Origin of the sequence: Streptomyces sp. WAC07094 (assembly GCF_036320405.1) — a bacterium.
In the GTDB taxonomy this organism is placed as follows: domain Bacteria; phylum Actinomycetota; class Actinomycetes; order Streptomycetales; family Streptomycetaceae; genus Streptomyces; species Streptomyces lannensis.
The window spans coordinates 6,709,726-6,736,453 of the sequence record NZ_JAVMJZ010000001.1; the positions used below are offsets into that span (position 1 = coordinate 6,709,726).

The window sequence follows — 26,728 nt, forward strand, 5'->3', positions numbered from 1 at the left end:
TTCACTCATGGACCGCCGCATTTTCGGGCTGGAGAACGAGTACGGCGTCACGTGCACGTTCAGGGGACAGCGCCGTCTGTCGCCTGACGAGGTGGCGCGGTACCTCTTCCGCCGTGTCGTGTCATGGGGCCGTAGCAGCAATGTCTTTCTGCGGAACGGCGCCCGCCTGTATCTCGACGTGGGCTCACATCCGGAATACGCGACACCCGAATGTGACAACGTGATCGAACTGGTCACCCACGACAAGGCCGGCGAGCGCATTCTCGAGGGATTGCTGGTCGATGCCGAACGTCGTCTGCACGAGGAGGGAATCGCGGGCGACGTCTACCTCTTCAAGAACAACACCGACTCGGCCGGTAACTCCTACGGCTGTCACGAGAACTATCTGGTGGCGCGGCACGGAGAGTTCTCGCGGCTCGCGGACATCCTGATCCCGTTCCTGGTCACACGGCAGCTGCTGTGCGGGGCCGGGAAGGTGCTGCAGACCCCGCGCGGGGCCGTGTACTGCGTGAGCCAGCGTGCCGAGCACATCTGGGAGGGCGTCAGCTCGGCGACCACGCGCTCCCGGCCGATCATCAACACACGGGACGAGCCGCACGCGGACGCCGAGCGCTACCGCCGTCTGCATGTGATCGTCGGCGATTCGAACATGTCCGAGACGACCATGCTGCTCAAGGTCGGGGCCACGGACCTGGTGCTGCGCATGATCGAGGCGGGCACGGTGATGCGTGACCTCACCCTGGAGAACCCGATCCGGGCGATCCGCGAGGTCAGCCACGACATCACGGGCCGTCGCAAGGTGCGTCTGGCGAGCGGCCGGGAGGCCTCCGCCCTGGAGGTGCAGCGCGAGTACTACGAGAAGGCCGTGGACTTCTGCGAGCGCCGCGGGATCCGCACGGGCACGGTGGAGCAGGTCCTGGAGCTGTGGGGCCGCACCCTGGACGCGATCGAGTCCGAGGACCTGGACCGGATCGGTACCGAGATCGACTGGGTGATGAAGTACAAGCTCATCGAGCGGTACCGCGCCAAGCACAACATGACGATGTCGCATCCGCGGGTCGCCCAGATAGACCTCGCCTACCACGACATCCACCGTCGTCGCGGCCTGTACTACCTGCTGGAGAAGAAGGGTCAAGCCACTCGGATCTGCAACGACTTGAAGATCTTCGAGGGGAAGTCGGTTCCGCCGCAGACCACTCGGGCCCGGCTGCGCGGCGACTTCATCCGCAGGGCTCAGGAACAGCGACGTGATTTCACGGTGGACTGGGTGCATCTCAAGCTCAACGACCAGGCGCAGCGCACCGTGTTGTGCAAGGACCCGTTCCGTTCCGTGGACGACCGGGTGGAGAAGCTGATCGCCGGGATGTGAACGCGGGGTTCGCACCTGTCGCCGTAACGCAACGCGGGCGCCGTACGTTTGCCGTACGGCGCCCTCGTCACACCGTAGAGTTGCGCGCACGCCATCAATCAAGATCGACCGATTACGAGGCCCCATCGTGCGCCGACGCTCACTCATCCTCGCCGCTCTGCCCGCAGGACTGGTCACGCTCGCCGGATGCGGCGACGGAAAGTCCGGCTCGGGCCAGGCGAGTGCAAGCCCGTCCCCCACGGCCACGGCCCCGTCGGCCGCCCCATCGCCCAAGATCGTCGACGGACCGCTGCCTGCCATCACGGCGGGTACCAAGTTCGGCGAGAAGCCGACGGTGGCCAAGGGCCCGGGCGCGCCGTCGAAGGACCTGGCGGTGAGGACGGCGATTCCGGGCACGGGCCAGACGGTCGCGGAGAACGACTACGTCCAGGTGCACTACCTGGGCCAGATCTGGGACACGGCGAAGGTCTTCGACAACTCCTACGACCGCAAGACGCCGCTGGTGATCCAGCTCGCCCAGGGCGGCATCATCGACGGCTGGCGCTATGCCCTGCAGGGCAAGAAGGTGGGCAGCCGGGTCGAGATGTCCGTGCCCCCGACCTGGGGCTACGGCCCGCAGGGCAACACCCAGGCGGGCATCAAGGGCACCGACACCCTGGTGTTCGTGGTGGACCTCCAGAACACGTTCAGCGGCAAGAGCTCGGCGAAGGGCAAGGTCGTCGCGCAGAACGACGCCAACCTGCCGAAGGTGGGCACCAACACCGACGGCAAGGCCCCGTCCATCGACGTGCCCAAGGTGAAGGCGCCGGCGGACCTGGTGGCGAACTACGTGATCGAGGGCGACGGCGAGGCGGTGGCCGCGGACAGCAGCGTGCTCGTGCAGTACAAGGGCGTGCTGTGGGAGGACGGCAAGGAGTTCGACTCGACGTACAGCCGCGGTCAGCTCGCCTCGTTCTCGCTGCAGCAGGTCGTCAAGGGCTGGGCACAGGGTCTGACGGGCAAGAAGGTGGGCAGCCGTGTGCTCGTCGTGATCCCGCCCAAGCTGGGATACGGCGACAACCCGCCCGCGGGCAGCAGCATCAAGAAGGACTCCACGCTGGTGTTCTCGGTGGACATCCTGGCGAAGATGTAACGCCCGCGGGGATATGAGAGTGTCGGAGGTGCCGCAATGGCCTCAACACCAATGAGCAGGAGTTTTTGACGTGAGCATCGAGAAGCCCGAGATCGACTTCCCGGGCGGCGAGCCCCCGGCGGACCTCGAGATCAAGGACATCTGGGAGGGTGACGGCCCGGAGGCCAAGGCGGGCGACACCGTCTCCGTCCACTACGTGGGAGTGGCCTTCTCCAGCGGTGAGGAGTTCGACGCCTCCTGGAACCGTGGCACGCCGCTGAAGTTCCAGCTCGGCGTGGGGCAGGTCATCCAGGGCTGGGACAAGGGCGTGCAGGGCATGAAGGTCGGCGGCCGCCGCCAGTTGACCATTCCTCCGCACCTCGCCTACGGCGACCGTGGCGCGGGTGGCCGGATCAAGCCCGGCGAGACGCTGATCTTCGTCTGCGACCTGGTCGCGGTCTGATCGGGACCCGCTGAGCGGAGGCCGGGTCACCGGCGCCGTCGCCGGACGCCCGGGAGGCCCGGCACGCGCGGTGGCGGTCCGAACGCTGCGGCGCTCTCCCGCCCGGGTGCAAGGGCGGACGCGACACCGCAGGACCGGGTGCGGGCACGGACCCCGGCACCACCGGTCCGGGAGGCGCATCGGCGCCGCCGGTACCGGCCCGCGACCCGCCTCCGACGCGGGACGGGCCCGGACCGGGGGCGATACCGGATCCGACCGGAAACGATCACCTGGGGCCCATGCCTGTACGGGCATGGGCCCTCCGCTTTTGCCGGGGCACCTGCGAGAGGTACGGTCGTCGGTCGTAGGCATCATGGGGAGGCGAAGGGCGTCGATGGCCATTGCCAAGGCAGAGCGACTGATGAACCTGGCGCTGTGTCTGCTCGGGACGCGGCGGCCGCTCAGCAAGCGGGAGCTGCGCGAATCCATCGAGGCCTATGTCGAGTCCTTCGGGCCGGAGAAGACGTCGGCGGGCTCCGACGACTCCTTCAACCGCATGTTCGAGCGTGACAAGGACGATCTGCGCGAACTCGGCCTGGTCATCGAGACCGTCGAGAACCTGGACGGCGAGGTCGGCTATCTCGCCCGCCGCGACAGCAACCGTCTTCCGCCCATCACGCTCGACGCGGAGGAGGCCGCCGCGCTGGGACTGGCCGCCAAGGTGTGGCAGCAGGCGCGGCTCGCGGGTGCCGCGAGCGGTGCGCTGCAGAAGCTGCGTGCCGCCGGCCTGCCCGAGGACGTGGACCCGTACGAGGCGCACGGGGCGCTGGAGCCGCGCATCCCCGTGCACGAGGCCGCCTTCGAGCCGTTGATGCTCGCCTGCCGCGACCGCCGCCCGGTCGTCTTCGACTACCGCAAGGCCACCGCGGCGCGTCCGGAGACGCGTCATGTCGAGCCCTGGGCGCTGGAGTGCTGGCGCGGCCACTGGTACATGGCCGGATGGGACCGCGACCGTGGTGCCGAGCGCGTCTTCCGGCTCTCCCGGATCACGGGCAAGGTCCGCAGCCGCGGCGGCGCCTTCACCGCCGAGGTGCCGGACGTCGTCACCGTCCGTGAGACCGTCGCCAGCTGGGCGGGGGAGACCGCCGACCGTTCGGCCCTGATCCGGCTGCGCACGGGTGCGGGGTACCCCCTTCGGGCCAAGGCCACCGCAGTGCGGGAACTCGGTGACGGTTGGGACGAGTTGGAGATTCCGTACGGGCACGGCCTCGACGCCTGGCTGGTGGAGTTCGGACCCGATGTCGTGGTCCTGGAGCCGGCGGAGCTGAGGGCCGACGTGGTGGACCGACTGCGCGCCGTGGCCAAGGGCTGAGGGGGAGGGGCACGAACGTGGCAGGCAAACCGGCCAGAACGGCGAACGCCATCGACCAGACCCGGCGGATGCTGTCGCTGGTGACCTATCTGCGGGAGCGTCCCGGCGCCCGCATCGAGGACGTCGCCCGGGCCTTCGGGATCACCGAGGACGAGCTCGTCTCGGACCTCGATGTGCTGCCGATGTGCGGGACCAGTTTCCGCGGCGGCGATCTGCTCGACATCGACACCGACGGCGAGCGCATCTGGTGGCACAATCCGGCCGCCCTCGGGGCGGACGCCGCCGAGCCGCTGCGGCTGGCGGCCGACGAGGCGACCGCACTGCTGGTCGCCGCCCGGGCCGTCGCCACCCTGCCGGGTCTGCGGGAGAGCGACCGCCAGGCCCTGCTGCGCGCCACCGCGAAGGTGGAGACCGCCGCAGGGGAGGCCGCGGGTGCCAGCTCCCGGCTCTCGGTCACCTTCGAGTCCGAGGGCGGCGTCTTCGCCGACGTCGACCGGGCCATCTCGGAGCGGCGCCGACTGTGGATCCGCTACTACTCGCCCGCCCGTGACGAGCTCACCGAGCGCGAGATCGACCCGATCCGCCTCGTCAGCGTGGGCCACACGTATGTGGAGGCGTGGTGCCGCCGCTCGGAGGCGCGCCGCACCTTCCGGCTCGACCGGGTCGCCGAGATCAGGATCCTCGACGAGCCGTCGGCACCGCCGGAGGTCGAGCTCCGTGACCTCTCCGAGGGGCTCGTCCAGCCCGCCGCCGAGGACCCCGAGGTGGTCGTCGAGGTCGGCCCGGCGGGTCGCTGGGTGGCCGAGTACTACCCGCACGACCGCGCGGATGAGCTTGCCGACGGCGGGCTGCGTATCACCTTGCGGACCCCGGACCCGGCGTCGCTGCGACGGCTGGCGCTGCGGCTCGGGCGCGACGGCCGGATCGTGTCGCCGCAGGACCTCGCGGACAACGCCCGCCGGGCGGCAGCCGAGGCGCTCGCGGCGTACGACGGGCCGGACACGGTCCAGGACGGGCTGTACGACAGGCAGGAGCAGGGGCTGTGAGCACGTCGGCGACGTCCGGTGGTGCGTCGGAGCAGTCGAACGCGTCGGGCGGTGTGCCGCAGACGCCCGATGAGCCGGAGATGTCGGTGCGCACGGCGTTCGCCGGCATGCGGCGGGTGGCCGACGTGGTGTTCAGGGCCGGCTGCCCGGACTGCAGGGGCCGCTTCGAACTGGGGGCGGGCGCGCTGCGGCTGGCCATCGGCGCCAGCAGCAAGACCACCTTCTACTCCTTCACCTGCCCCGAGTGCGGCGCCCTGGTCCGCAAGCCGGCGGGGGAGCGTGTTGTCGAGCTGCTCACCGGGGGCGGGGTGCGGACCCTGCGGCTGCACTCGACCCTCTAGGCTCGGCGTCATGTTCTGGCCGATGCTGGCGATCGCCCTGGGGTTCCTCGGGCTCGCCGTTCTGAGTGTGTTCGCCGTCCGCGTCTTCGTGGAGGCGGAGCGTCTCGGACGGCAGGTCTCGGAGTCCGCACGCCGGATCAACCATGCCGCGGAGGACCTCGAGACGGCCGCCGCCGGCGCCGCACGGGCCGCCGACCGGATATGAAACAGGTGTGAGCCGTGCACGGTCCCCGGCGCCGCCCGGGCGCCGTGCGGACGGACATCCGGGCCGCTCGGGCCGCTCACCGGCTGCTCCGCGATGCGAACGGAGCAGCCCCACGGCCGCGCAATGAGTCACCACAGCCTGTCTACTTACCACCCGGGACAGGTACTCTCTGATCGCGGGCCCGAGAATGAGGCGCGGTCCGCAGACCGGGAGTACGCCCAGGGATTGCTCCACGTTCACCCCTGAGCGTTACGATCGCTGGACGATGGTCGGACGCATGTCCGACTGATCGGACAGCAACCCCACCCCATGCCGCCTCGGTGAGAAGGTAAAGACTTATGTTCGGACGGCTCGGAGCTCCCGAGATCATTCTCATCCTCGTCGTCATCATCCTGCTGTTCGGCGCGAAGAAGCTTCCGGACATGGCCCGGTCCCTCGGCAAGTCCGCGCGCATTCTGAAGAGCGAGGCCAAGGCGATGAAGGACGACGGCAAGCCGTCCGCGCCGGCCGGTCCGCCGAACGACGAGGCCTCCGCGCAGCGCACCATCCAGGCCGCTCCCGGCGATGTGACCAGCTCCCGCCCGGTCACCGAGCCGACGGACACGACCCAGCGCTGACGCAGGGCCGGATGCCTCCGGCCCGCCGCATGAGATGAGGACGTGGGTTGCTCAAGCCTGCCCGCAAGGAGAAGGACCCCGAGGGGCGGATGCCCCTTGCGGAACACCTTCGTGAGCTTCGCAACCGGCTCGCGAAGGCGATGCTGGCCATCATCCTGGTCACGGTCGTCGCCGCCTTCTTCTACAACGACATCATCAACTACCTCACCAAGCCGATCCTCGACTCGGTCGGCTGCGGCAAGACGTTCGAGGAACTGGCGAGGTCGACCGAACACGCACAGCCCTGCGCGCGGATCACGATCAACGGCCTGCTCGCTCCCTTCACGCTCGCCCTCCAGGTCTCGCTGACGGCGGGCATCGTGTTCGCCTCGCCGGTCTGGCTGTACCAGCTGTGGGCGTTCGTGGCGCCCGGGCTGCACCGGCACGAGCGGAAGTACGCCTACGGCTTCGTGGGGACCGGCGTCCCGCTGTTCCTCGGCGGCGCCTACTTCGCGTACCGGGTGCTGCCCACCACCGCCAAGGTGCTCATCGACTTCACCCCGGGCGGGGTCGACAACCTGCTGCCGCTGGACGACCTGCTCCAGCTCGTCACGCGCATGGTGGTCGTCTTCGGTCTGTCCTTCGAGCTGCCCCTGCTGCTGATCATGCTCAACATGACCGGGATGATCACCGGTAGGCGCATGCTCGGCTGGTGGCGCGCCATGATCCTGGGCATCACGGTCTTCGCGGCCGTCGCCACCCCGAGCACCGACCCGCTGTCGATGCTCGCGCTGGCCGGCCCGATCTGGGTGCTGTACTTCGCCGCGGTCGCCTTCTCGCTGATCAACGACCGGCGCAGGCGGCTGCGCGACTCCTCGGGACCGGACGACGACGAGGCCTCCGACCTGGACCTGACCCCCGAGGACATCGGCGAGGCCGAGTCGGTGTCGGCAGGCGGCGCACCGACGGAGCCGGGTACGGACCGGGTCAACGGCTACGACGACGTCACCTGATCCGACCGGCGCCCCGGGCGCCTTGACGGACCGTCCCACGGGCCCCACCGAGCACAACGGTGGGGCCCGTCGCCGTCGGCGTCACGGCCATGGGCCTTGTTCCGGATAATGATCGTCCTGTTGTCAGCGACGCCCGGTACGCTCGAAAGTACGATGACAGAGGACCTCTCACCGGCCGAGCGCTACGCCGCAGCCCGCCAGCGGGCTGCCGAGCAGGCCACCGCCCTCGCCTCCTTCCGCGAGATGTACGACTTCGGTCTCGACCCCTTCCAGATCGAGGCCTGTCAGGCACTCGAGGCCGGCAAGGGCGTACTGGTGGCCGCACCCACCGGCTCCGGCAAGACGATCGTCGGCGAGTTCGCCGTCCACCTCGCCCTGAAGCAGGGCAAGAAGTGCTTCTACACGACACCCATCAAGGCGCTGTCGAACCAGAAGTACTCCGATCTGAGCCGCCGCTACGGCGCGGCCAAGGTCGGCCTCCTGACCGGCGACAACAGCGTCAACGCGGACGCCCCGATCGTCGTCATGACCACCGAGGTCCTGCGGAACATGCTCTACGCGGGCTCGCAGACCCTCCTCGGCCTCGGTCATGTGGTCATGGACGAGGTGCACTACCTCTCCGACCGTTTCCGCGGCGCCGTCTGGGAGGAAGTGATCATCCACCTGCCCGCGTCGGTGACCCTGGTGTCCCTGTCGGCGACCGTGTCCAACGCCGAGGAGTTCGGCGACTGGCTCGACACCGTCCGCGGGGACACCGAGGTGATCGTCTCCGAGCACCGGCCCGTACCGCTGTTCCAGCATGTGCTGGCCGGCCGCCGGATGTACGACCTGTTCGAGGAGGGGGAGGGCCACAAGAAGGCCGTCAACCCCGATCTGGCGCGCCTCGCCCGCACGGAGGCCACCCGCCCGTCCTACACGGACCGCAGACGCGGCCGTGCCATGCGCGAGGCCGACCGTGAGCGGGAGCGCAGACAGCGCGCCCGGGTGTGGACTCCGGGCAGACCCGAGGTCATCGAGCGCCTCGACTCCGAGGGCCTGCTGCCCGCCATCACCTTCATCTTCAGCCGGGCCGCCTGCCAGGCCGCCGTCGAGCAGTGCCTGTACGCGGGACTGCGGCTCAACAACGAGGAGGAGCGCGAGCAGGTGCGCGCCCTGGTCGAGGAGCGCACCGCCTCGATCCCGCCCGAGGACCTGCACGTCCTCGGCTACTACGAATGGCTGGAGGGCCTGGAGCGCGGCATCGCCGCCCACCACGCGGGCATGCTCCCGACGTTCAAGGAGGTCGTCGAGGAACTCTTCGTCCGCGGCCTGGTGAAGGCCGTGTTCGCCACCGAGACCCTGGCGCTCGGCATCAACATGCCGGCGCGCTCGGTGGTGCTGGAGAAGCTCGTCAAGTGGAACGGCGAGCAGCACGCCGACATCACCCCCGGTGAGTACACCCAGTTGACCGGCCGTGCGGGCCGGCGCGGCATCGACATCGAGGGCCACGCGGTGGTGCTGTGGCAGCGCGGCATGAACCCCGAGCACCTCGCGGGCCTCGCGGGCACGCGCACCTACCCGCTGCGCTCCAGCTTCAAGCCGTCGTACAACATGGCCGTGAACCTGGTCGAGCAGTTCGGCCGGCACCGCTCGCGCGAACTCCTCGAGACGTCCTTCGCGCAGTTCCAGGCCGACAAGTCGGTCGTGGGCATCTCCCGTCAGGTCCAGCGCAACGAGGAAGGACTCGCGGGTTATCAGGAGTCGATGACCTGCCACCTCGGAGACTTCGAGGAGTACGCCCGGTTGCGCCGCGAGCTCAAGGACCGCGAGACGGAGCTGGCGCGGCAGGGCGCGGTGGAGCGCCGTGCGGAGGCCGCCGTGGCCCTGGAGAAGCTCAGGCCCGGTGACGTCATCCACGTCCCCACCGGCAAGTACGCCGGTCTCGCCCTCGTCCTCGACCCCGGCCTGCCCGCCGGCCGCTCCAACGGCCACCGCGGCTTCGAACAGCACGACGGCCCGCGTCCTTTGGTGCTGACCGTCGAACGGCAGGTCAAACGGCTGGCGGCCATGGACTTCCCGGTGCCCGTCGAGCCGCTGGAGCGGATGCGCATCCCCAAGTCGTTCAACCCGCGCTCGCCGCAGTCCCGTCGCGACCTGGCCTCCGCCCTGCGCAGCAAGGCCGGGCACATCCCGCCCGAGCGGCACCGCAAGAGGCGCGCCGCGGCCGCAGACGACCGCGAGATCGCCCGGCTGCGCACGGCTCTGCGCGCCCACCCCTGCCACGGCTGCAACGATCGTGAGGACCACGCTCGTTGGGCCGAGCGGTACCACCGGTTGATGCGCGACACCTCCCAGCTCGAGCGCCGTATCGAGGGCCGTACGAACACCATCGCCCGCACCTTCGACCGTATCGTCGCGCTGCTGACCGAGATGGACTACCTGCGCGGCGACGAGGTGACCGAACACGGAAAGCGCCTGGCGCGGCTCTACGGCGAACTGGACCTGCTGGCGAGCGAATGCCTGCGGGAGGGCGTCTGGGAGGGGCTCGCCCCGGCCGAACTGGCCGCGTGTGCTTCGGCCCTGGTCTACGAGTCCCGGATGGCCGACGACGCGATGGCGCCGAAGCTGCCGTCGGGCAGGGCCAAGGCCGCGCTCGCCGAGATGGTGCGCATCTGGGGGCGGCTCGACGGCCTGGAGGAGGAGTTCCGGATCACCCAGACCGAGGGTGTCGGCCAGCGCGAGCCGGACCTGGGCTTCGCCTGGGCCGCGTACATGTGGGCCAGCGGCAAGGGTCTGGACGAGGTACTGCGCGAGGCCGAGATGCCGGCCGGCGACTTCGTCCGCTGGTGCAAGCAGGTCATCGACGTCCTCGGCCAGATCGCGGCGGCCGCCCCCGCCGAGAGCTCGACCCTTGCCAGGAACGCGCGCAGGGCCGTGGACGGGCTGCTGAGGGGCGTCGTGGCGTACTCGTCGGTGGGGTGACGCTCGCACAGACCTGAGCGCCCGCGGCGGCGGACGGCTCGGCGGCTCCCGTGGGCTGCCGGGCCTACCGTACCGACGCTGCGGCGCCGCCTCCCTCGGCGACGGAGGCGGTCCCAGGGATCGCCCCTGCCGATGCGAAGTCCGAGCGCGTTGTCCGGCCGGTCCGGCGGGTGTTCCGGCAGATGACCGACGGCTCCTCAAGTCGCCTGCACGGCCTGGGACTTCACCCGCCGGTGCGACTTGTTTCGGACGCCAGTGCGCCATGACGCACTGTGTTCGAACGGTGCCGCAGCGTGTAAATCAGCCGAGCGTACTCCTGGCCCATGGGCATTTCAGGTGCTTGCCGAAGATGACACGGCGATGATCCGCCCGGATTAGGCTCGCCCGCGGCGCACCGACTTGAGATGCGTTCGTGCGCTTGTTCTTAAGCGTCATGAAGAGTCGGTTTTGTTCGGATTTGATCCGGCGACCATCCCGCCTCTCCTCCCCAGCATCCGCGAACCAGCCGATTCGTCTCAGAGGGCATACATGGTGAGTGTTCAATCGCCTCCCGGTGGCCGTGAACTTCTCTACACGCGCGAGCTGTTGGTGCCCGCCGTGCTTACGGCGGCGGTGACCGGGGCCGCCGCCGCGGTGGTGCCGGACCAGTTCCGGATCGCCGTCGGCTGGTGCGGAGCCGTCGCCACCGTCCTGGTGACCGCCGTCGCGGCCGTGGCGGCCCGCCGCGGCCGTACCCTCCGTGCCCTGCGCGCCGACTTCGCCCGGCGCAACGCGTACCTGGAGCAGCGCATCGCCTCCCAGGACGAGGACATCGAGTACTTCCGCGCCGAGGTGCTGCCCCGGACGCTCAGCAGCCTGCGCGGCGGCGTCTCCCCCGCGGAGGTCATCCGCACGGTCGTCGACGCCCATCCCCGGTTCCGCGAACTGCCTCGACCACAGCGACAGTTGCTGCGCACCCTGCTCCAGATCGTCGACCGGGAGATCGCGATGCGGGACTCCTCGCAGCGCGCCTTCGTCAACATCGCCCGCCGTGTCCAGGCCATCGTCCACCAGCAGGCCAAGGAACTCAGGGAGATGGAGGAGGACCACGGCCGCAACCCCGAGGTCTTCGACGACCTGCTGCGCATCGACCACGGCACCGCGCTGATCGGCCGCCTCGCCGACTCCATCGCCGTCATCGGCGGCGGCCGCCCCGGCCGGCAGTGGCCCCAGCCCGTCCCGCTGTACAGCGTGCTGCGCGGCGCGATGTCCCGCATCCTGGAGTACCGCCGTATCGAGCTGCACTCCATCGCCAAGGTCAACATCAAGGGCATCTCGGTCGAGCCGATCATCCACGCCGCCGCCGAACTGCTCGACAACGCCACGCGCTACTCCCCGCCGCAGACCAAGGTGCACGTCACCGCCACCGAGGTGCAGACCGGCATCGCCGTGGAGATCGAGGACGGCGGCATCAGCCTCGGCGAGGAGAACCGGGCCAAGGTCGAGAGGATGCTCGCCGAGGCCCAGGCCGGCGTGGACGTCCAGGAACTGGGCGAGGCACCGCGTCTCGGCCTCGCCGTCGTCGGACGCCTGTCGTCGATGTTCAACATGCATGTCTCGCTGCGGCAGTCCGCGTACGGCGGAGTCCGCGCCGTCCTCGTCGTCCCCAACGACATGCTGACCACCGACCCCGCCCCCGGGTTCGCCCACGGCATCGGCGCCACCTCCGTGCCGACCCTGGACAACGAGGGGGTGAAGGGTCCCGATCGCAAGTCCAAGAAGCGCCGGCCCACCACCGGCCCCCGGACCCCGCAGCACCTGGCGACGGAGGACGACGTCCCCGTCGTCACCGAGTGGACACCGGGCGGTCTGCCGCAGCGCCGCAGCCGCGTCAAGATCCCGTTGAGCCGGCGGATGGCGGAGGCCGCCGCGGCCGAAGCGGCGGCCGCCGCCGTGGAGGCCTCGACACACGCCCCGTGGACGCCCGAGCCCGAGCCGGAGAAGGAGGAGCCCGCCCCCGGCCTGTGGGTCGAAGCCTTCATGAACGGGCTCAAGGCCGACCCGGACCCGAACGCCTTCTCCGCCGGCCCTCCGGCCGACGCCCCGTACGCATCCACCAACGACGAGCCGGCCCCGGCCCGGGCCGACGACGAGGGGGACCTCAAGTGATCCAGCAGCGAGGAAACTTCGACTGGTTGCTGAAGGAACTCGCCGACGGCGTACCGGGCGTTCACCAGGTCGTGGTGCTCTCCGCCGACGGTCTGCGCATCGCCCGCTACGGCGGTGACCCCGACGCGGCCGACCGTGTCGCCGCGGCCTGTGCCGGACTGCAGAGCCTCGCGGGGGCGGTCGCGGCCGAGATCCCGGACAGCGACGGCCGGATGCGCATGGTCATCATCGAGATCGACGGCGGTTACTTCTACATGATGGCGGCCGGCCCCAACGCCTACCTCGCGGTGCTGGCCGACACGGTCGCCGAGGCCGGGCTGATGAGCAATCGTATGCGGGACCTCGTGGTCCGCATCGGCTCCCATCTCACCAGCCCGCCGCGGCGCAACGGGCAGACCGTATGACTCCTCCGCGACGCCGTCGGCGCGACCCCGAGCAACAGCCGCCGCCGGAGCCGGCCCCGGCGGGCCCCGGCGGAAAGGAGGGTGAGCAGAGGCAACCCGAGCGGTTGTACATCCTCACCGGCGCCACCGACGGGGGCGAGCGGGCCTCCATCGACCTGGTCACCCTGATCGTGACGTGCGCCGACCCGCAGCCCACGGCCACGCCGGAGCAGTCGGCGCTGCTCCGGCTGTGCCGGTCACCCCTGTCCGTGGCCGAGATCTCGGCCTACCTCAGCCTGCCGTTCAGCGTCGTGACCCTTCTGCTCACCGACCTGCTGGCGGCCGAACTGGTCCAGGCACGCGCCCCCGTCGTCCGGAAGGCGACGCCCGACCGTTCCCTTCTCGAAGCGGTGATGCATGGACTGGAAAAGCTCTGACCCGGTCGTCCCCGGGCCACGGACCGAGGACCATCTGCCGCACACGGCACGGGCAGCGGTCAAGATCGTGATCGTGGGCGGCTTCGGGGTCGGCAAGACGACCATGGTCGGTTCCGTCAGCGAGATCAGACCGCTGACGACGGAGGAGACCATGACGCAGGCGGGCATCGGGGTCGACGACAACTTCGGTTCCGACAGCAAGACGGCCACCACCGTGGCGATGGACTTCGGCCGGATCAGCATCACCGAGCAACTGGTGCTGTACCTGTTCGGCACCCCGGGCCAGGAACGCTTCTGGTTCCTGTGGAACGGCCTGTTCGAGGGGGCCCTCGGCGCGGTGGTACTGCTCGACACCCGCCGTCTTGAGGTCAGCTTCGACGTCATCGGCCGGCTCGAGGAGCGCGGCGTGCCATTTGTGGTCGCCGTCAACTCCTTCCCGGACGCGCCCCGTCATCCGATGAAGGAGCTGCGCGCCGCGCTCGACCTGTCCGACGAGATCCCGATCGTGGAGTGCGACGCGCGGCGCCGGGCCTCCGGCCGCGACGTCCTGATGACGCTGATGCGCTTCCTGCACTCGCCGACGACGGCCCGCGCGCCCCTCTGATCGCGGCGTCCCTCGCCCGCACCCCGCCGCACCCGTCCGCACGTCCCGTCCCCACCCCCGACACCGGATCCACCTCAGCTTCGGAGCGACCATCGTGACGCCTGAATCCCACTCCCTGACCGGCAGGGACCTCACCGGTACGGACGACTCGACCCCCACGCCTCCGCCAGGCTGCCCGGCCCACGGCCGCGGCCCCGGTGGCGCGCACCGGCTGTACGGTCCGGAGGCGGAGGACCTGGGGGCCCTGTACGAGAAGATGCGTGCCGAACACGGCGCCGTGGCGCCCGCGCTGCTCCACGACGACGTCCCGATCTGGGTGGTGCTCGGCCACGGCGAAAATCTGCACATGGTGCGGTCACCCGCACAGTTCACGCGGGACAGCCGTGTGTGGGCGCCGCTGATGTCGGGCGAGGTAAAGCCCGACCACCCGCTGAGCCCGCACTTCGCCTGGCAGCCCATCTGCTCGCACGTCGAGGGCGACGAGCACCTCAGGCTGCGCGGCGCCGTCACCGGCGCCGTCTCGACCATCGACTACCGGGGTCTGCGCCGCTACATCAACCGCGCTACGCAGATGCTGGTCAACCGCTTCTGCGAGACGGGCCGCGCCGATCTGGTCGGCCAGTTCGCCGACCACCTGCCGATGGCGGTGATGTGCGAGGTCCTCGGAATGGCGGACGAGTACAACGACCGGATCGTGCACGCCGCCCGCGACATGCTCAAGGGCACCGAGACCGCGATCGCCAGCAACCAGTACATCGTGGAGGCGCTGACCCGGCTCACCGCCCGGCGCCGCGCGCAGCCCGAGGACGACTTCACCAGCCACCTCGTCAACCACCCGGCCGCGCTCACCGACGGTGAGATCCGGGAGCATCTGCGGGTCGTCCTGATCGCCGCCTACGAGGCCACGGCGAATCTCCTCGCCAACGTGCTGCGCGTGATCCTCACCGATCCGCGCTTCAGGGCCCAGCTCAACGGCGGGCAGATGACGGTGCCCGAGGCGGTGGAGCAGTCCCTGTGGGACGAGCCGCCCTTCAGCAGCATTCTCGGCTACTACGCCAAGCAGGACACCGAGCTGGGCGGCCGGCGCATCCGCAAGGGCGACGGACTCCTGCTGGGCATCGCGCCCGGCAACGTCGACCCCCGGGTGCGGCCCGACCTCTCCGCCAACATGCAGGGCAACCGCTCCCACCTCGCCTTCGGCGGCGGCCCGCACGAGTGCCCGGGCCAGGACATCGGCCGTGCCATCGCCGACACCGGGATCGACGCACTGCTGATGCGTCTGCCGGACATCCGGCTCGACTGCGAGGAGGACGCACTGCGGTGGACCGGGTCCATCGCGTCGCGGCATCTGGTGGAGCTGCCGGTGCGGTTCGAGCCGAGGCCGCCGCAGGACACGACCCAACGGCCGTCGCTGCACGCCATGCCGCATCAGCGTCCCGGATGGCTGGTCACGACGCCCGGGTCGGCGGCCACCGATCCGGTCCCGGAGGCCGCTCCGCCGGTCCCGCCGGTGCCCTCCGCTGCCCCGGCGCCGCCGGGACGTCCCGGAGTGTGGCAGCGCCTGGTGCGGTGGTGGCGGGGCGAATGAGCCGGGGACCGGTGTCGTCACGGCCGGGCGCCGGTCCCGCGCAGGGGTGGACGGCGCCTAACGGGCCCATGACTCGTACGCCGTCCAGGCCTCGAGCATCCTCGCACTGACGAAGCGATGCGCGTGCCCCGTGACCGGATCGGTGAACTCCAGTACCCGTGCGAGCAGTTGGAGCGGGCGCCGGAAGTCGCCGGCCGGCCCGGGGTCGGCCACCACCGGGTAGAGCGGATCGCCGAGGACGGGCAGCCCCAACGCGTTCATGTGGACGCGCAGCTGATGGGTCTGCCCGGTGCGCGGCAGCAGGCGGTAGCGACCGCGCCCGGCGCGGTGCTCCAGCAGCTCGATCCGGCTCACCGCGTTGGGCTCGCCCACCACCTCGAGGGCCGTCAGCACCCCGCGCTCCTTGACGATCCGGCTGCGCACGGTGCGCGGCAGGGACACCCCGGGGGCGTAGGGCGCCACGGCCTCGTACTCCTTGGTGACCCTGCGGTCGCGGAACAGCGTCTGGTACCTGCCGCGTTCCTCGGGCCGCACGGTGAACAGGACGAGCCCCGCGGTGAGCCGGTCCAGCCGGTGCGCCGCGGACAGCGCGGGGATGCCGAGGTCGCGCCGCAGCCGGGCCAGGGCGGTCTCGGTGACATGGCTGCCGCGCGGGGTCGTGGCGAGGAAGTGCGGCTTGTCGGCGACCACGATGTGCTCGTCCCGGTACACCACCTCCACCGGGAAGGGCACCCGCACCTCGTCGGGCAGCGCGCGGTGGAACCACACGTACATGCCCGGCACGTACGCCGTGTCACGTGTGACGGGCCGTCCGTCCACCCCGACGATCAGACCCGCGTCGAGCATGCCGTCGATCACCCCGGCCCCGGGGGCCAGCCGCGCCACGAGATGATCCCGCACGGTGTCCCACGCCCCGTCGAAGGGCAGCCGTACCCGCACGGGATCGATCCCGTCGCGCTGCGGCAGGGGAGAGGGCGGGGGCGGGGGCTTGCGTCGCATCACCGCCCAGCGTACGAGGGGCCGCGGGCACCGGCGGAACGGGATCGGGCGCCGACGGCCGCGACCGGCCCGGTGCCACGGGCGGACGACCGGAATCCGCCGGATGCGGTGCCGGGCGGTTGGCAGGATGTCGGGCATGCCCTACCTGATCAGTGGCGTTCTGCCGCCCGGAGCCCTCGCCCGCACCGCACAGCCCACCATCACCGGTGACGGCCTGGTCCTGCGTCCCTGGAGGGCCGCGGACGCGCCCGCCGTGTACGAGGCGTTCCAGGACCCCGCCTTGCGGCAATGGCACATCCGCGGCGCCGACTCCGAGGACGAGGTGCGCGGCTGGATAGCCGAGTGGGTGAGGTCGTGGAGGGGGGAGCGGCAGGCCCAGTGGGCGGTGGTGGATCCCGGTACCGGTGCGCTGCTGGGCCGCGTGGCCCTGCGCAACATGCTGCTCGGTGACGGCGCGGCCGAGGTGGCGTACTGGACGGTCGCCGCCGCCCGGGGCCGGGGTGTCGCACCGCGGGGGGTGACCGCGCTCGCGCACTGGGCCTTCGGCGTCGGCTTCCACCGCCTCGAGTTGACGCACTCCGTCCGCAACGAGGCGTCCTGCCGCGTCGCCACGAAGACGGGCTTCGCCCTGGAAGGCACCAAGCGCAGCGCCCTGCTGCACCCGGACGGCTGGCACGACATGCACCTGCACGCGCGGGTCGAGGGTCATCCGGCCTAGAGCCCGTCGTGCGGACGGTGCAGGCGTCGCGGGGCGTGGCACCCGTACGCCGCGTTGTCGCCGCTCCGCGTCGCCTCCCTCTCCGCCCACGTGCGGCTTCGACGGCCCACCGTCCGCACGCCGCTGCGGTACGGCGGGGAAGGTGCGTCGGGGCGCTCCCTCATCTTGCGAACCGCCCGGAGACCTTGAGAACCGCACCTTGTACGCGATACATCGTGTCTCTTGACCGGCGTCTCACGGTCGCGATATGTTCGGTGACGGATATTCGGTGGAGAGGTGCAATCGAGGTGACACCCATGGCGACGAAGCGCCGCAAGCTCGGCAACCCCCTGGCGCTCGCGGTCATGGTGCTGCTCACCGAGCGGCCGATGCATCCGTACGAGATCGCCCAGACGCTGCGCCGTCGCGGCAAGGACACCAGCCTGAAGATCAACTACGGCTCGCTCTACACCGTCGTCCAGAATCTGGAGAAGCACGGTTTCGTGGAGGTCGCCGACGTGCAGCGCCAGGGCAACCGTCCTGAGCGCACGCTCTACGGCATCACGGACGCCGGACGCGACGAGGCCACCGAGTGGCTGTCGGACCTGCTCGCCGTCCCCGTGCAGGAGTACCCCATCTTCGAGTCGGCGCTCTCACTGATGGCAGTGCTCCACCCCGACGAGGTGGCCCGGCTGCTCGAGGAGCGGCTGGACACGCTGGTGGTGCAGGCCGCCAGCGCGCGCGGCGGGCTGGAGAAGCTGTACGAGACGCTTCCGCGGCTCTTCCTCGTGGAGACCGAGTACAAGCTCCACATGGTCGAGGCGGAAGCCGCGTGGGTGCGCGGCTTCCTCGCGGAGATCAAGTCGGGCACGCTGCCCGGCGTCAAGGAGTGGCGGGCCTTCCACGAGACGGGGGAGTTCCCCGAGGGGTATCCGAAGCCGGAAGGCGGCGATGCCGGCGGACCGTAGCCGCTGAACAAGTAAAAACCCCGGCAGGGCTGTTGCAGCAGTCCCGCCAGGGTCTCGAACCCCGAGCTGAATCCGCCGTGAGGCACATCCAGGCGATCGAGGTGCGGCACACCCAGGATAGCCCGGCACTCCTCACGTGGATCAGCAGTCATCCCTCATCAGGAGGGCGGCCCGTCCGCGGCACCGCGGACCCGTCGCCGTCCGCTGACCACAGGAGAGCAGTCGGCATGACCACCCGTGCGCCCGCAGTCGAGGCGCGTCAGCTGATCAAGGCCTACCCCGGTGATGTCACGGCCTTGAACGGCATGGACATCACCGTCGAGCCCGGAACCGTCCTCGGGCTCCTCGGCCCGAACGGCGCCGGGAAGTCCACCACGGTCAAGATCCTCACCACCCTGGCCCGCCCCGACTCGGGCTCGGCCGCCGTCGCCGGCCATGATGTGCTGCGCCACCCCGACCGGGTGCGGCGCGTCATCGGTGTGGTCGCCCAGAACTCCGGCGCCGACCCGGTCGCCACCGGCCGTGAGAACCTCCGACTCCAGGGCCGGCTCCACGGCTTGACGGGCCGGGCACTGAACGAGCGCGTCGCCGCGCTCCTCGAGCGCTTCTCGCTCACCGACGCCGCCGGGCGTCAGGTCAAGGGCTACTCCGGCGGCATGCGCCGGCGTCTCGACGTTGCGCTCGGGCTGGTGCACCGGCCCGAGGTGCTCTTCCTGGACGAGCCCACCACCGGTCTCGACCCGGAGGCCCGCACCGCCATGTGGGACGAGATCGGCCGTCTGGCCGGCGAAGAGGGCCTGACCATCCTGCTCACCACGCACCACCTCGAAGAGGCCGACCGGCTCGCCGGGCGGGTGGCGATCGTCGACCGGGGCCGGATCGTGGTGGAGGGCACCCCGGACTCGCTCAAGGGCGAACTCCGCGGTGACGCCGTCCACGTGGAACTGCGCGAACCTCTCGGCGAGGCCGGCAGCACCCTGCTCAGGGGCGCCCTCGCCGCACTGCCGGGCATCAACGAGACGCACCTCGACGCGAGCCGCGTCAGCGTCCGCGCCGACGACGGGGCCGCGGCGATGCCCGCACTGCTGGGGGCACTGGAACGGGCCGGTGTCGGGGTCGCCGCCGCGACCGTCGCCCGCCCCTCGCTGGACGACGTCTACCTCCGCTACGCCGGGCGCCGTTACTCCGACGTCGAAGCCGAGGCGGCCGGCCACCTCGCCCTCGCGGGAGGTGCGCGATGAGCACGGCGGTGGCCCAGACCTGGTACATGACGCAGCGTCAGCTCATGGTGTTCGCACGGCAGCCCGCATACGCGGTCATCACCCTGATCCAGCCGGTGATCTGGCTGTTCCTGTTCGGCAGCCTCTTCAGGAAGGTCGTGGAACTGGGCGGTTTCGGCACGGTCTCCTATCTGGACTACCTCGTGCCGGGCGTGGTCGTGATGAGCGCGCTCAGCTCCAACATGTGGGCGGGCATGGGCACCCTGGAGGAGATCCAGCGCGGAACACTCAACCGGTTCCTGACGACCCCGGTCAGCCGGGCCGCGCTGATGAACGGCAACGTCGTCCACAACGGACTGGTGACCGCCCTTCAGTCGGTGATCATCGTCCTGCTCGGGCTGCTCGGCGGCGCCCACTGCCCGGGCGGCGTCGGCGGGGTCGCGATCCTCGTCCTCGCCGCCGTGCTGCTCGGCACGATCTTCGGGGCGCTGTCCAACGCGCTGGGCATGCTGGTGCAGGAGCGGGAGTCCATCATCGGGATCAACACCTTCCTGCTGCTGCCGCTCACATTCCTGTCCACGGCCTTCATGGCGCCGTCCCAGATGCCCTCGTGGATGCGGCACATCGCCGACTTCAATCCGCTCAACTGGGCGATGGTTGCCGGACGTTCGGCGATGTCGGAGCAGCCGGACTGGGGTGCCGTGGCCGGCCGGGGCGGAGCGCTGCTCGGGCTCGCGACGGTCGCCGTGTGGCTGTCGATCCGTACCTTCCGGTCGTACCAGCGCTCCGTGTGAGCACCGCACGACACCGCGGCGGCACCGGCACGGTGCCGCCGCTCGCGGTCGGTCAGGCGGCGGAGGCGCTCTCCCGCCCCGCGCCCTCCTGCTCCGCGCTCTCCTGCTCCGCCTCGATGCGGGCGTTCCACTCCCGCTTCGACGCCTGCCAGCCGTCCTCGTTGTGGCCGAGGCGCCAGTAACCGGAGATGGACATGTGCTCGCGCGGGATCTCCAGTTCCACCCGAAGGAGCCGGCGCAGCTCCTTCACGAAACTGGCCTCACCGTGCACGAACGCGTGCATCCGGCCCTCCGGGAACCGCAGTGCGCGGACCGCCTCCACCAGGGCGGCGCCGACGGGCCGGTCCCCGCGGTGCAGCCAGACCACGTCCACCGCGGAGTCGATCTTCTGCTCCTCCTGCGGGCCCGTGACCTCGACGAAGGCATGCGCCGCCGCACCGGGCGGCAGCGCCTCCAGGGCGGCGGAGATGGCGGGCAGTGCGCTCTCGTCCCCGGCGAGCAGATGCCAGTCGGCGCCCGCGTCCGGGGCGTAGGCGCCGCCGGGGCCCATGAAGCGCACGGTCTCGCCCGGCTGGACGCGCACCGCCCAGGGGCCGGCGAGACCCTCGTCGCCGTGGATCACGAAGTCCAGCGTGAGCTCGCGGTGTTCGGGGTCCCACGCCCGCACGGTGTACGTCCTTGTCACGGGCCACTGGTCGCGGGGGAAGTCCTCGCGGATGCGCTGCATGTCGAAGGGTTCGGGATAGGTGACGCCCTCGGCAGGGAAGAGCAGCTTCACATAGTGGTCCGTGCAGTCGCCGACCGTGAAATCGGCGAGACCCTCGCCACCGAGCACCACTCGCTGCATGTGCGGGGTCAGCCTCTCCGTGCGGATGACCTGCGCGGAGTGGGCCTTGCGGGCCCTGGCTGCCGGGCGCTCTGCCATGACGGCCTCCCAGTTCACGTGCTTAGGTTTACCTAACCTAGCATCTCCGGGCAGTTAACACCTCTCCCATGAAGCCTTGATGACCACATCTCGTCGGAACCCTCACGTCCGGAGCCGGGCGCGCGATGTGCACCGCAGGGCCGGCCCGGCCGCCGAGTACCTGATGGGGACGTGCGAGGCGCGCGAGGGGGTTTCGGGCCGGGGTACTGCCGGGCCCGTCGCTCGGCGGGGCCGTGTCACGCCCCGAGCGTGGTGAGCAGGCGCTGCAGTGAGCCGCCGAGCCCCCAGCGGGTCGCCAGGCCGTCGAGCGCGGCCGGGTCGCGCGGGGTACGCGGGAGGGCGGGGTCCACATCGGGGAGCGGTACATCGGCCGCGACCCGTACGACCTCGGGCGCGAGGGCGACGTACGGCCGCGCCTCGTCGAGCCGCTTGCGCTGTGCCGGGGTGAGCTTCGACGTCGTGTCGTCCACCGCGGCCATGATTCCGGCCAGGTCGCCGAACTCGGCGAGCAGCTTCGCGGCCGTCTTCTCGCCGATGCCCGGCACCCCCGGGAGCCCGTCGCTGGGGTCGCCGCGCAGCAGTGCCAGATCCGCGTAACCGGGGCCGTCGACCCCGTACTTGCCGCGGAGGAACGCCTCGTCGGTCAGCTGGAGCGTGCCGACGCCCTTGAGCGGATACAGCACGCGCACACCGCGGGCGTCGTCGACCAGCTGGTAGAGATCGCGGTCGCCGGTGACGATGTCGACCGGGCCCTTCGCACGCGCGGTGAACGTGCCGATCACGTCGTCCGCCTCGTACCCCTCGACGCCCACGCGCGCGATGCCCAGTGCGTCCAGGACGTCCTCGATGACGGGAACCTGGGGCGAGAGGGTGTCCGGCACCTCCTCCTCGTCCGGGCCGGCCTCGTGCTCCTCCGCCACCCGGTGCGCCTTGTACGAGGGGATCAGCTCCACCCGCCACTGCGGGCGCCAGTCGGCGTCCATGCAGGCCACCAGGTCGTCCGGACGGTGGTCGCGGACCAGGCGGTCGATGAATTCCAGCAGTCCGCGCACCGCGTTCACGGGCGTGCCGTCCGGGGCCTTCACGGATTCCGGGACGCCGAAGTAGGCCCGGAAGTAGAGCGAGGCGGTGTCGAGGAGCATCAGGCGTCGGGTCACCTTCCGCATCATGCCGTACGCCACCGACAGCGACCCTCGGGCGACGGACATCGGGGCGGGGATGACATCTGTGAACGCGGTGTGAAGAGGATCACTCCTGTGTTTGCCGGATAAAAGCCCGGGCAGGCGCGGCCTCGGAGCGATGCCCGTTGCACATTCAATCGTTTGCAGCGGCTCGGAGTTCACGAGACGAGAGGTACCTGTGTCATCCAGGCTTGAAGCCGAGCACCTGTACAAGGTGTTCGGCAGACGACCGGACGAGGCGGTGGAGCGGCTCCGGCAGGGAGCGGACCGCGAAGAGCTGCGTGCCGACGGCACGACGGCTGCCGTCATCGATGCCTCCTTCACCGTGGACCCGGGCCAGATCTTCGTGGTCATGGGGCTGTCCGGCTCCGGCAAGTCCACCCTGCTGCGCATGCTCAACGGACTGCTGGAGCCCACCGCGGGCCAGGTGCTCTTCGACGGCCAGGACCTCACCGCACTCGGTCCCCGCGAGCTGCGCGAGGTCCGTTCACGGAAGATCAGCATGGTCTTCCAGCATTTTGCGCTCTTCCCGCACCGCAGCGTTCGTGAGAACGCCGCCTACGGCCTGGAAGTGCAGGGCGTGCCCCGCGCCGAGCGCGCCGCGCGTGCCGACGAGGCGCTCGCCCTGTGTGGCCTGGCCGGCTGGGAGAAGTCCTGGCCCGACGAGCTGTCCGGCGGCATGCAGCAGCGTGTGGGCCTGGCCCGCGCGCTCGCCACGGACGCCGACCTGCTGCTCATGGACGAGTCGTTCAGCGCGCTCGACCCGCTGATCCGCCGCGATATGCAGGACCAGCTCCTGGAGCTGCAGAAGACCCTGAAGAAGACCATCGTCTTCATCACCCACGACCTCAACGAGGCCATGCGTCTCGGCGACCGCATCGCCGTCATGCGGGACGGCCGCATCGTGCAGATCGGCACCGCGGAGGACATCCTGGTGCGCCCGGCGGACGACTACGTCGCCTCCTTCACCAAGGACGTCGACCGTTCCCGTGTGCTCACCGCGGGCGCCGTCATGGACACCTCGGTCCGCGGCGACGAGGCCGACTGCGACTGTGAGACCGCGACACCCGACACCCCGTTCGTGGAGCTGTGCGCCATCAGCGCGCGCCTCACGCACCCGGTCGCGGTGCTCGACCCGAGCGAGGGGCTCGTGGGCGTCGTACCGCGGCAGCGGCTGGTGGGCTTCCTCGGAGACCGGGAGGACGAGCCCACGCCCTGTGCCTCCCGGCACGACCAGGGCGGGAAGGTGATCGCTCGTGCCTAGGATCCCGTTCGGCGACTGGGTCAACTCCGTGGTCGACTGGCTGCTGAACCACATGGCGTGGCTGTTCGACTTCTGCAAGACCGTCTTCCAGGGCGCCTTCGAGGGCATCAACGCCGTCCTCCAGGCTCCCGAGCCGCTTCTACTCGCGGCGATCTTCGCCGTGATCGCCCTCTGGCTGCGGGGTACCTCCGCCGGCCTCCTCACCTTCGTGGGTTTCGCCTTCATCGACTCCCTGGAGCTGTGGGAGGACGCGATGGTGACCCTGTCGCTCGTCCTGGTGGCGACCCTCATCGCGCTCGTCGTGTCCGTGCCCGTGGGCATCTGGGCGGCCCGCTCCAGCCGGGTCGGCGGGCTGGTGCGGCCGGTGCTGGACTTCATGCAGACGCTGCCGGCGATGATCTACCTCATCCCGGCGATCCTGTTCTTCGGCACCGGTGCCCCCGCGGGCATCGTGGCCACCTTGATCTTCGCCCTCGCACCCGGCGTCCGCATGACCGAGCTGGGCATCCGCCAGGTGGACAAGGAGCTGGTGGAGGCCGCCGACGCCTTCGGCACCACCCCGCGCAGCACGCTGCTGCGTGTGCAGCTGCCGCTCGCCCTGCCCACCGTCATGGCCGGCGTCAACCAGGTGATCATGCTGGGCCTGTCCATGGCGGCGATCGCGGGCATGGTCGGCACCGGCGGCCTCGGCGGCGACGTGAACGAGGCCATCGGTCAGCTCAACGTGGGTCTCGGCTCCGAGGCCGGTGTCGCCATCGTCATCCTGGCGATCTACCTGGACCGGATGACCAGCGCGCTCGGCACCCAGGTCTCCCCGCTGGGCCGGCGCGCCGCCGCCCGGCTGCGGGCCGCGCGAGGGCTGCAGATCTGGAACTACCGTCCCCGGCCCGCCGTGGCCGTGATCGGAGTGGTCGTCCTGGCGCTCGTCGCCGGAGGCATGGGCATCTTCGGCGGCGGGGACAAGGCCGCCGACGCGTCCGACGCGCAGAACGTCGGCCAGGGCAAGAAGGTCAGCATCGGGTACATACCGTGGGACGAGGGAGTCGCCTCCACGTTCCTGTGGAAGGAGATCCTCGAGCAGCGGGGGTTCCAGGTCGACGTCAAACAGTTCGACGCCGGACCGCTCTACACCTCCCTCGCCCAGGGAGACATCGACTTCGAGACCGACTCCTGGCTGCCGACCACGCACGAGCAGTACTGGAAGAAGTACGGCAGCCGGCTCGACGACGTGGGCTCCTGGTACAGCCCCACCTCGCTCGAGCTGACCGTGCCCTCGTACATGAAGGGCATCGACTCGCTGGAGGACCTCAAGGGCAAGGCCGCCACGTTCGGCGGCAAGATCACCGGCATCGAGTCGAGCGCCGGCGAGATGAGCCTGCTCAAGAGCACCGTCCTCAAGCAGTACGGCCTCGACAAGGAGTACAAGGTCGTAGACAGCTCCACGCCCGCGATGCTCGCGGAGCTCAAGCGCGCCTACGCCAAGAAGGAGCCCATCGTCGTCACGCTGTGGTCACCGCACTGGGCGTACGACGACTACGACCTGAAGAAGCTCAAGGATCCGAAGGGCGCCTGGGGCAAGGGTGACGCCGTGCACACCCTCTCCCGCAAGGGCTTCGCGAAGGAAAACCCGGTCGTAGGCAACTGGCTGAAGAACTTCAGGATGGACGAGAAGCAGCTCACCAGCCTGGAGGCGGAGATCAACCGGTCGGGCCAGGGCAAGCAGCAGGACGCGGTGCGCGCCTGGCTGAAGAAGAACCCCGGCATCGTCGACAAACTGGCCCCCGTCCAGAAGTCCGCCACCGGCACCCCGGCCGAGGCGAAGCGCGCGCTGAACGTCGCCTGGTTCCCCTGGGACGAGGACGTGGCCGTCACCTACCTGTGGAAGAACGTCCTCGAGCGGCGCGGCTACCGGCTGAACCTCAAGCAGATGGACGTTGGCCCGGTCTACACCGGACTGGCCTCGGGCGACCTCGACCTCAACTTCGACGCGTGGCTGCCCTACGCCCAGAAGAACTACTGGGACAAGAGCAAGGACGACCTCAGAGACCTCGGCACCTGGTACCGGCCGACCTCGCTGGAGATCGCCGTTCCCTCGTACGTGAAGGACGTCAAGTCCCTCGAGGACCTCAAGGGCAAGGCGAAGACCTTCGGCGGCAGGATCATCGGCATCGAGCCGGGCACCGGCGAGATGAACCTGCTCAAGACGAAGGTGCTGCCCGGCTACGGCCTCGACAAGGAGTACAAGGTCGTCGACGGCTCCACACCCGCGATGCTCGCGGAGCTCAAGCGCGCCTACGCCAAGAAGGAGCCGGTCGCGGTGGTCCTCTGGTCGCCGCACTGGGCCTACAGCGAGTACAAGCTGACCAAGCTCCAGGACGGCAAGAAGCTGTTCGGCGAGGGCAACACGATCCGGACCATCTCCGGCCGGTCGTTCCCGGAGCAGTACCCGCAGCTCACGAAGTGGATCAAGAACTTCAGGATGAGCGAGGCCGAGCTGGGCAGCCTGGAGAGCGAGATCAAGCGCGGCGGCCAGGGTCATGAGGAGGACGCGGTGGCCACCTGGCTGAAGCAGCACCCGGACATGGTGGAGCGGATGACGCCGCAGTAGTCGCCGCGGACCGCTTCGTACTGCCGTACGGGAAGGATCCGGACAACCCCGACGGGTCCATGGCCGCACGGACCGCACAGTCCCTCCGACGAGGGGCGCCGAACACCGTTTCGGCGCCCCTCGTTCCTGTTGTGCTGCTCCCGGGGCCGGCGGTCCCGTCGGGGTTGTCCGGATCCGCCGGGCTTCGCGCCGTCCACGGCCTTCGGCATCACATCGCCCGCCCTGGTGGCGAAACGGGTCCCGAGGCCTGTTCCACCCGTCTGGTCAGGGATTTCACCCTCGTACACGGGAGGCGCGCGCCGGTCGGCGGGACGGCTCACCCGGTGGCGCGAATCGTTGCCTTCACCACTCTTGTATGTGACAGCGATGTGACGGGCGCATGAAACGGTTTGCCGAACATGCGTAGGGTGCAGACAACTCAACAGAAGCAATGACCGGTGAACCATCGGGCGGCGG

The 26,728-nt window shown here is 70.1% G+C and carries 24 protein-coding genes; 21 read left to right on the forward strand and 3 right to left on the reverse strand.

All coding sequences use genetic code 11. From position 1 onward, the window contains the following. The first annotated feature begins 7 nt into the window (after positions 1 to 7). The 15 genes from pafA (at position 8) to RCR19_RS29825 (ending at position 15,616) form a co-directional block, all read left to right on the forward strand. A complete protein-coding gene (gene pafA / locus RCR19_RS29755) occupies positions 8 to 1,369 on the forward strand; it encodes a Pup--protein ligase (RefSeq protein ID WP_059125684.1) in 1,362 nt (453 codons plus the stop codon). Positions 1,370 to 1,496: 127 nt separating this feature from the next. Further along, a complete protein-coding gene (locus RCR19_RS29760) occupies positions 1,497 to 2,501 on the forward strand; it encodes an FKBP-type peptidyl-prolyl cis-trans isomerase (protein ID WP_059125683.1) in 1,005 nt (334 codons plus the stop codon). 70 nt (positions 2,502 to 2,571) lie between these two features. Next, positions 2,572 to 2,943, forward strand: coding sequence for an FKBP-type peptidyl-prolyl cis-trans isomerase (locus RCR19_RS29765; RefSeq protein WP_331267929.1), 372 nt, complete (start codon positions 2,572 to 2,574; stop codon positions 2,941 to 2,943). A 373-nt stretch (positions 2,944 to 3,316) separates the two neighbouring features. After that, the gene (locus tag RCR19_RS29770; RefSeq protein ID WP_331267930.1) at positions 3,317 to 4,294 is read left to right on the forward strand and encodes a WYL domain-containing protein; all 978 of its coding nucleotides are present in this window, start codon (positions 3,317 to 3,319) and stop codon (positions 4,292 to 4,294) included. Positions 4,295 to 4,311: 17 nt separating this feature from the next. Continuing rightward, a complete protein-coding gene (locus tag RCR19_RS29775; protein WP_331267931.1) occupies positions 4,312 to 5,340 on the forward strand; it encodes a WYL domain-containing protein in 1,029 nt (342 codons plus the stop codon). 80 nt (positions 5,341 to 5,420) lie between these two features. Then, a complete protein-coding gene (locus RCR19_RS29780; protein ID WP_059125859.1) occupies positions 5,421 to 5,681 on the forward strand; it encodes a hypothetical protein in 261 nt (86 codons plus the stop codon). Between the two features lie 10 nt (positions 5,682 to 5,691). Continuing rightward, a complete protein-coding gene (locus tag RCR19_RS29785; RefSeq protein WP_331267932.1) occupies positions 5,692 to 5,886 on the forward strand; it encodes a hypothetical protein in 195 nt (64 codons plus the stop codon). 338 nt (positions 5,887 to 6,224) lie between these two features. Next, on the forward strand, positions 6,225 to 6,503 hold the full coding sequence (gene tatA / locus RCR19_RS29790; protein WP_059125678.1) for a Sec-independent protein translocase subunit TatA: 279 nt from the start codon (positions 6,225 to 6,227) through the stop codon (positions 6,501 to 6,503). Positions 6,504 to 6,550: 47 nt separating this feature from the next. After that, positions 6,551 to 7,495: a twin-arginine translocase subunit TatC gene (gene tatC, locus RCR19_RS29795; protein ID WP_331267933.1), complete on the forward strand. Its 945-nt coding sequence runs from the start codon at positions 6,551 to 6,553 to the stop codon at positions 7,493 to 7,495. A gap of 108 nt (positions 7,496 to 7,603) precedes the next feature. Further along, positions 7,604 to 10,456 carry a DEAD/DEAH box helicase gene (locus RCR19_RS29800; RefSeq protein ID WP_331267934.1) on the forward strand — a complete coding sequence of 951 codons (2,853 nt, stop codon included), beginning with the start codon at positions 7,604 to 7,606 and terminating at the stop codon, positions 10,454 to 10,456. 528 nt (positions 10,457 to 10,984) lie between these two features. Next, on the forward strand, positions 10,985 to 12,604 hold the full coding sequence (locus RCR19_RS29805) for an ATP-binding protein (protein ID WP_331267935.1): 1,620 nt from the start codon (positions 10,985 to 10,987) through the stop codon (positions 12,602 to 12,604). Beyond that, on the forward strand, positions 12,601 to 13,008 hold the full coding sequence (locus tag RCR19_RS29810) for a roadblock/LC7 domain-containing protein (RefSeq protein ID WP_331267936.1): 408 nt from the start codon (positions 12,601 to 12,603) through the stop codon (positions 13,006 to 13,008). Before RCR19_RS29805 ends, RCR19_RS29810 begins: the two co-directional genes overlap by 4 nt. Next, positions 13,005 to 13,424, forward strand: coding sequence for a DUF742 domain-containing protein (locus RCR19_RS29815; protein ID WP_331267937.1), 420 nt, complete (start codon positions 13,005 to 13,007; stop codon positions 13,422 to 13,424). The genes RCR19_RS29810 and RCR19_RS29815 overlap by 4 nt, the downstream gene beginning before the upstream one ends. Further along, complete coding sequence (locus RCR19_RS29820; protein ID WP_331267938.1) at positions 13,405 to 14,028, forward strand: ATP/GTP-binding protein; 624 nt, start codon at positions 13,405 to 13,407, stop codon at positions 14,026 to 14,028. Before RCR19_RS29815 ends, RCR19_RS29820 begins: the two co-directional genes overlap by 20 nt. A 94-nt stretch (positions 14,029 to 14,122) precedes the next feature. Continuing rightward, entirely contained in the window at positions 14,123 to 15,616 is a 1,494-nt protein-coding gene (locus RCR19_RS29825; RefSeq protein ID WP_331267939.1) for a cytochrome P450, read from the forward strand. 57 nt (positions 15,617 to 15,673) lie between these two features. On the opposite strand, the gene RCR19_RS29830 is transcribed toward RCR19_RS29825, so the two are convergent. Further along, the gene (locus RCR19_RS29830; protein WP_331267940.1) at positions 15,674 to 16,615 is read right to left on the reverse strand and encodes an RluA family pseudouridine synthase; all 942 of its coding nucleotides are present in this window, start codon (positions 16,613 to 16,615) and stop codon (positions 15,674 to 15,676) included. Positions 16,616 to 16,751: 136 nt separating this feature from the next. On the opposite strand from RCR19_RS29830, the gene RCR19_RS29835 reads away from it, so the two are divergent. From RCR19_RS29835 to RCR19_RS29850, 4 genes are all read left to right on the forward strand, one after another. After that, entirely contained in the window at positions 16,752 to 17,333 is a 582-nt protein-coding gene (locus RCR19_RS29835; protein ID WP_331267941.1) for a GNAT family N-acetyltransferase, read from the forward strand. Between the two features lie 296 nt (positions 17,334 to 17,629). Further along, complete coding sequence (locus RCR19_RS29840) at positions 17,630 to 18,280, forward strand: PadR family transcriptional regulator (protein WP_331267942.1); 651 nt, start codon at positions 17,630 to 17,632, stop codon at positions 18,278 to 18,280. A gap of 227 nt (positions 18,281 to 18,507) precedes the next feature. After that, positions 18,508 to 19,521 carry an ATP-binding cassette domain-containing protein gene (locus RCR19_RS29845; RefSeq protein ID WP_331267943.1) on the forward strand — a complete coding sequence of 338 codons (1,014 nt, stop codon included), beginning with the start codon at positions 18,508 to 18,510 and terminating at the stop codon, positions 19,519 to 19,521. Continuing rightward, on the forward strand, positions 19,518 to 20,294 hold the full coding sequence (locus RCR19_RS29850) for an ABC transporter permease (RefSeq protein ID WP_331267944.1): 777 nt from the start codon (positions 19,518 to 19,520) through the stop codon (positions 20,292 to 20,294). Before RCR19_RS29845 ends, RCR19_RS29850 begins: the two co-directional genes overlap by 4 nt. 52 nt (positions 20,295 to 20,346) lie before the next feature. Here RCR19_RS29850 and RCR19_RS29855 read toward each other — a convergent pair whose 3' ends face one another. Both RCR19_RS29855 and RCR19_RS29860 read right to left on the reverse strand, forming a co-directional pair. Then, positions 20,347 to 21,219 (reverse strand): siderophore-interacting protein, encoded by an 873-nt coding sequence (locus RCR19_RS29855; RefSeq protein ID WP_331267945.1) that lies wholly within the window; start codon positions 21,217 to 21,219, stop codon positions 20,347 to 20,349. A gap of 236 nt (positions 21,220 to 21,455) precedes the next feature. Continuing rightward, on the reverse strand, positions 21,456 to 22,400 hold the full coding sequence (locus tag RCR19_RS29860; RefSeq protein ID WP_331269590.1) for a 5'-3' exonuclease: 945 nt from the start codon (positions 22,398 to 22,400) through the stop codon (positions 21,456 to 21,458). A gap of 178 nt (positions 22,401 to 22,578) precedes the next feature. Between RCR19_RS29860 and RCR19_RS29865 the strand changes: the two genes are divergently transcribed. Both RCR19_RS29865 and RCR19_RS29870 read left to right on the forward strand, forming a co-directional pair. Further along, complete coding sequence (locus tag RCR19_RS29865; protein ID WP_331267946.1) at positions 22,579 to 23,664, forward strand: betaine/proline/choline family ABC transporter ATP-binding protein; 1,086 nt, start codon at positions 22,579 to 22,581, stop codon at positions 23,662 to 23,664. Beyond that, positions 23,657 to 26,272 (forward strand): ABC transporter permease/substrate binding protein, encoded by a 2,616-nt coding sequence (locus RCR19_RS29870; protein ID WP_331267947.1) that lies wholly within the window; start codon positions 23,657 to 23,659, stop codon positions 26,270 to 26,272. The genes RCR19_RS29865 and RCR19_RS29870 overlap by 8 nt, the downstream gene beginning before the upstream one ends. Positions 26,273 to 26,728 lie beyond the last annotated feature (456 nt).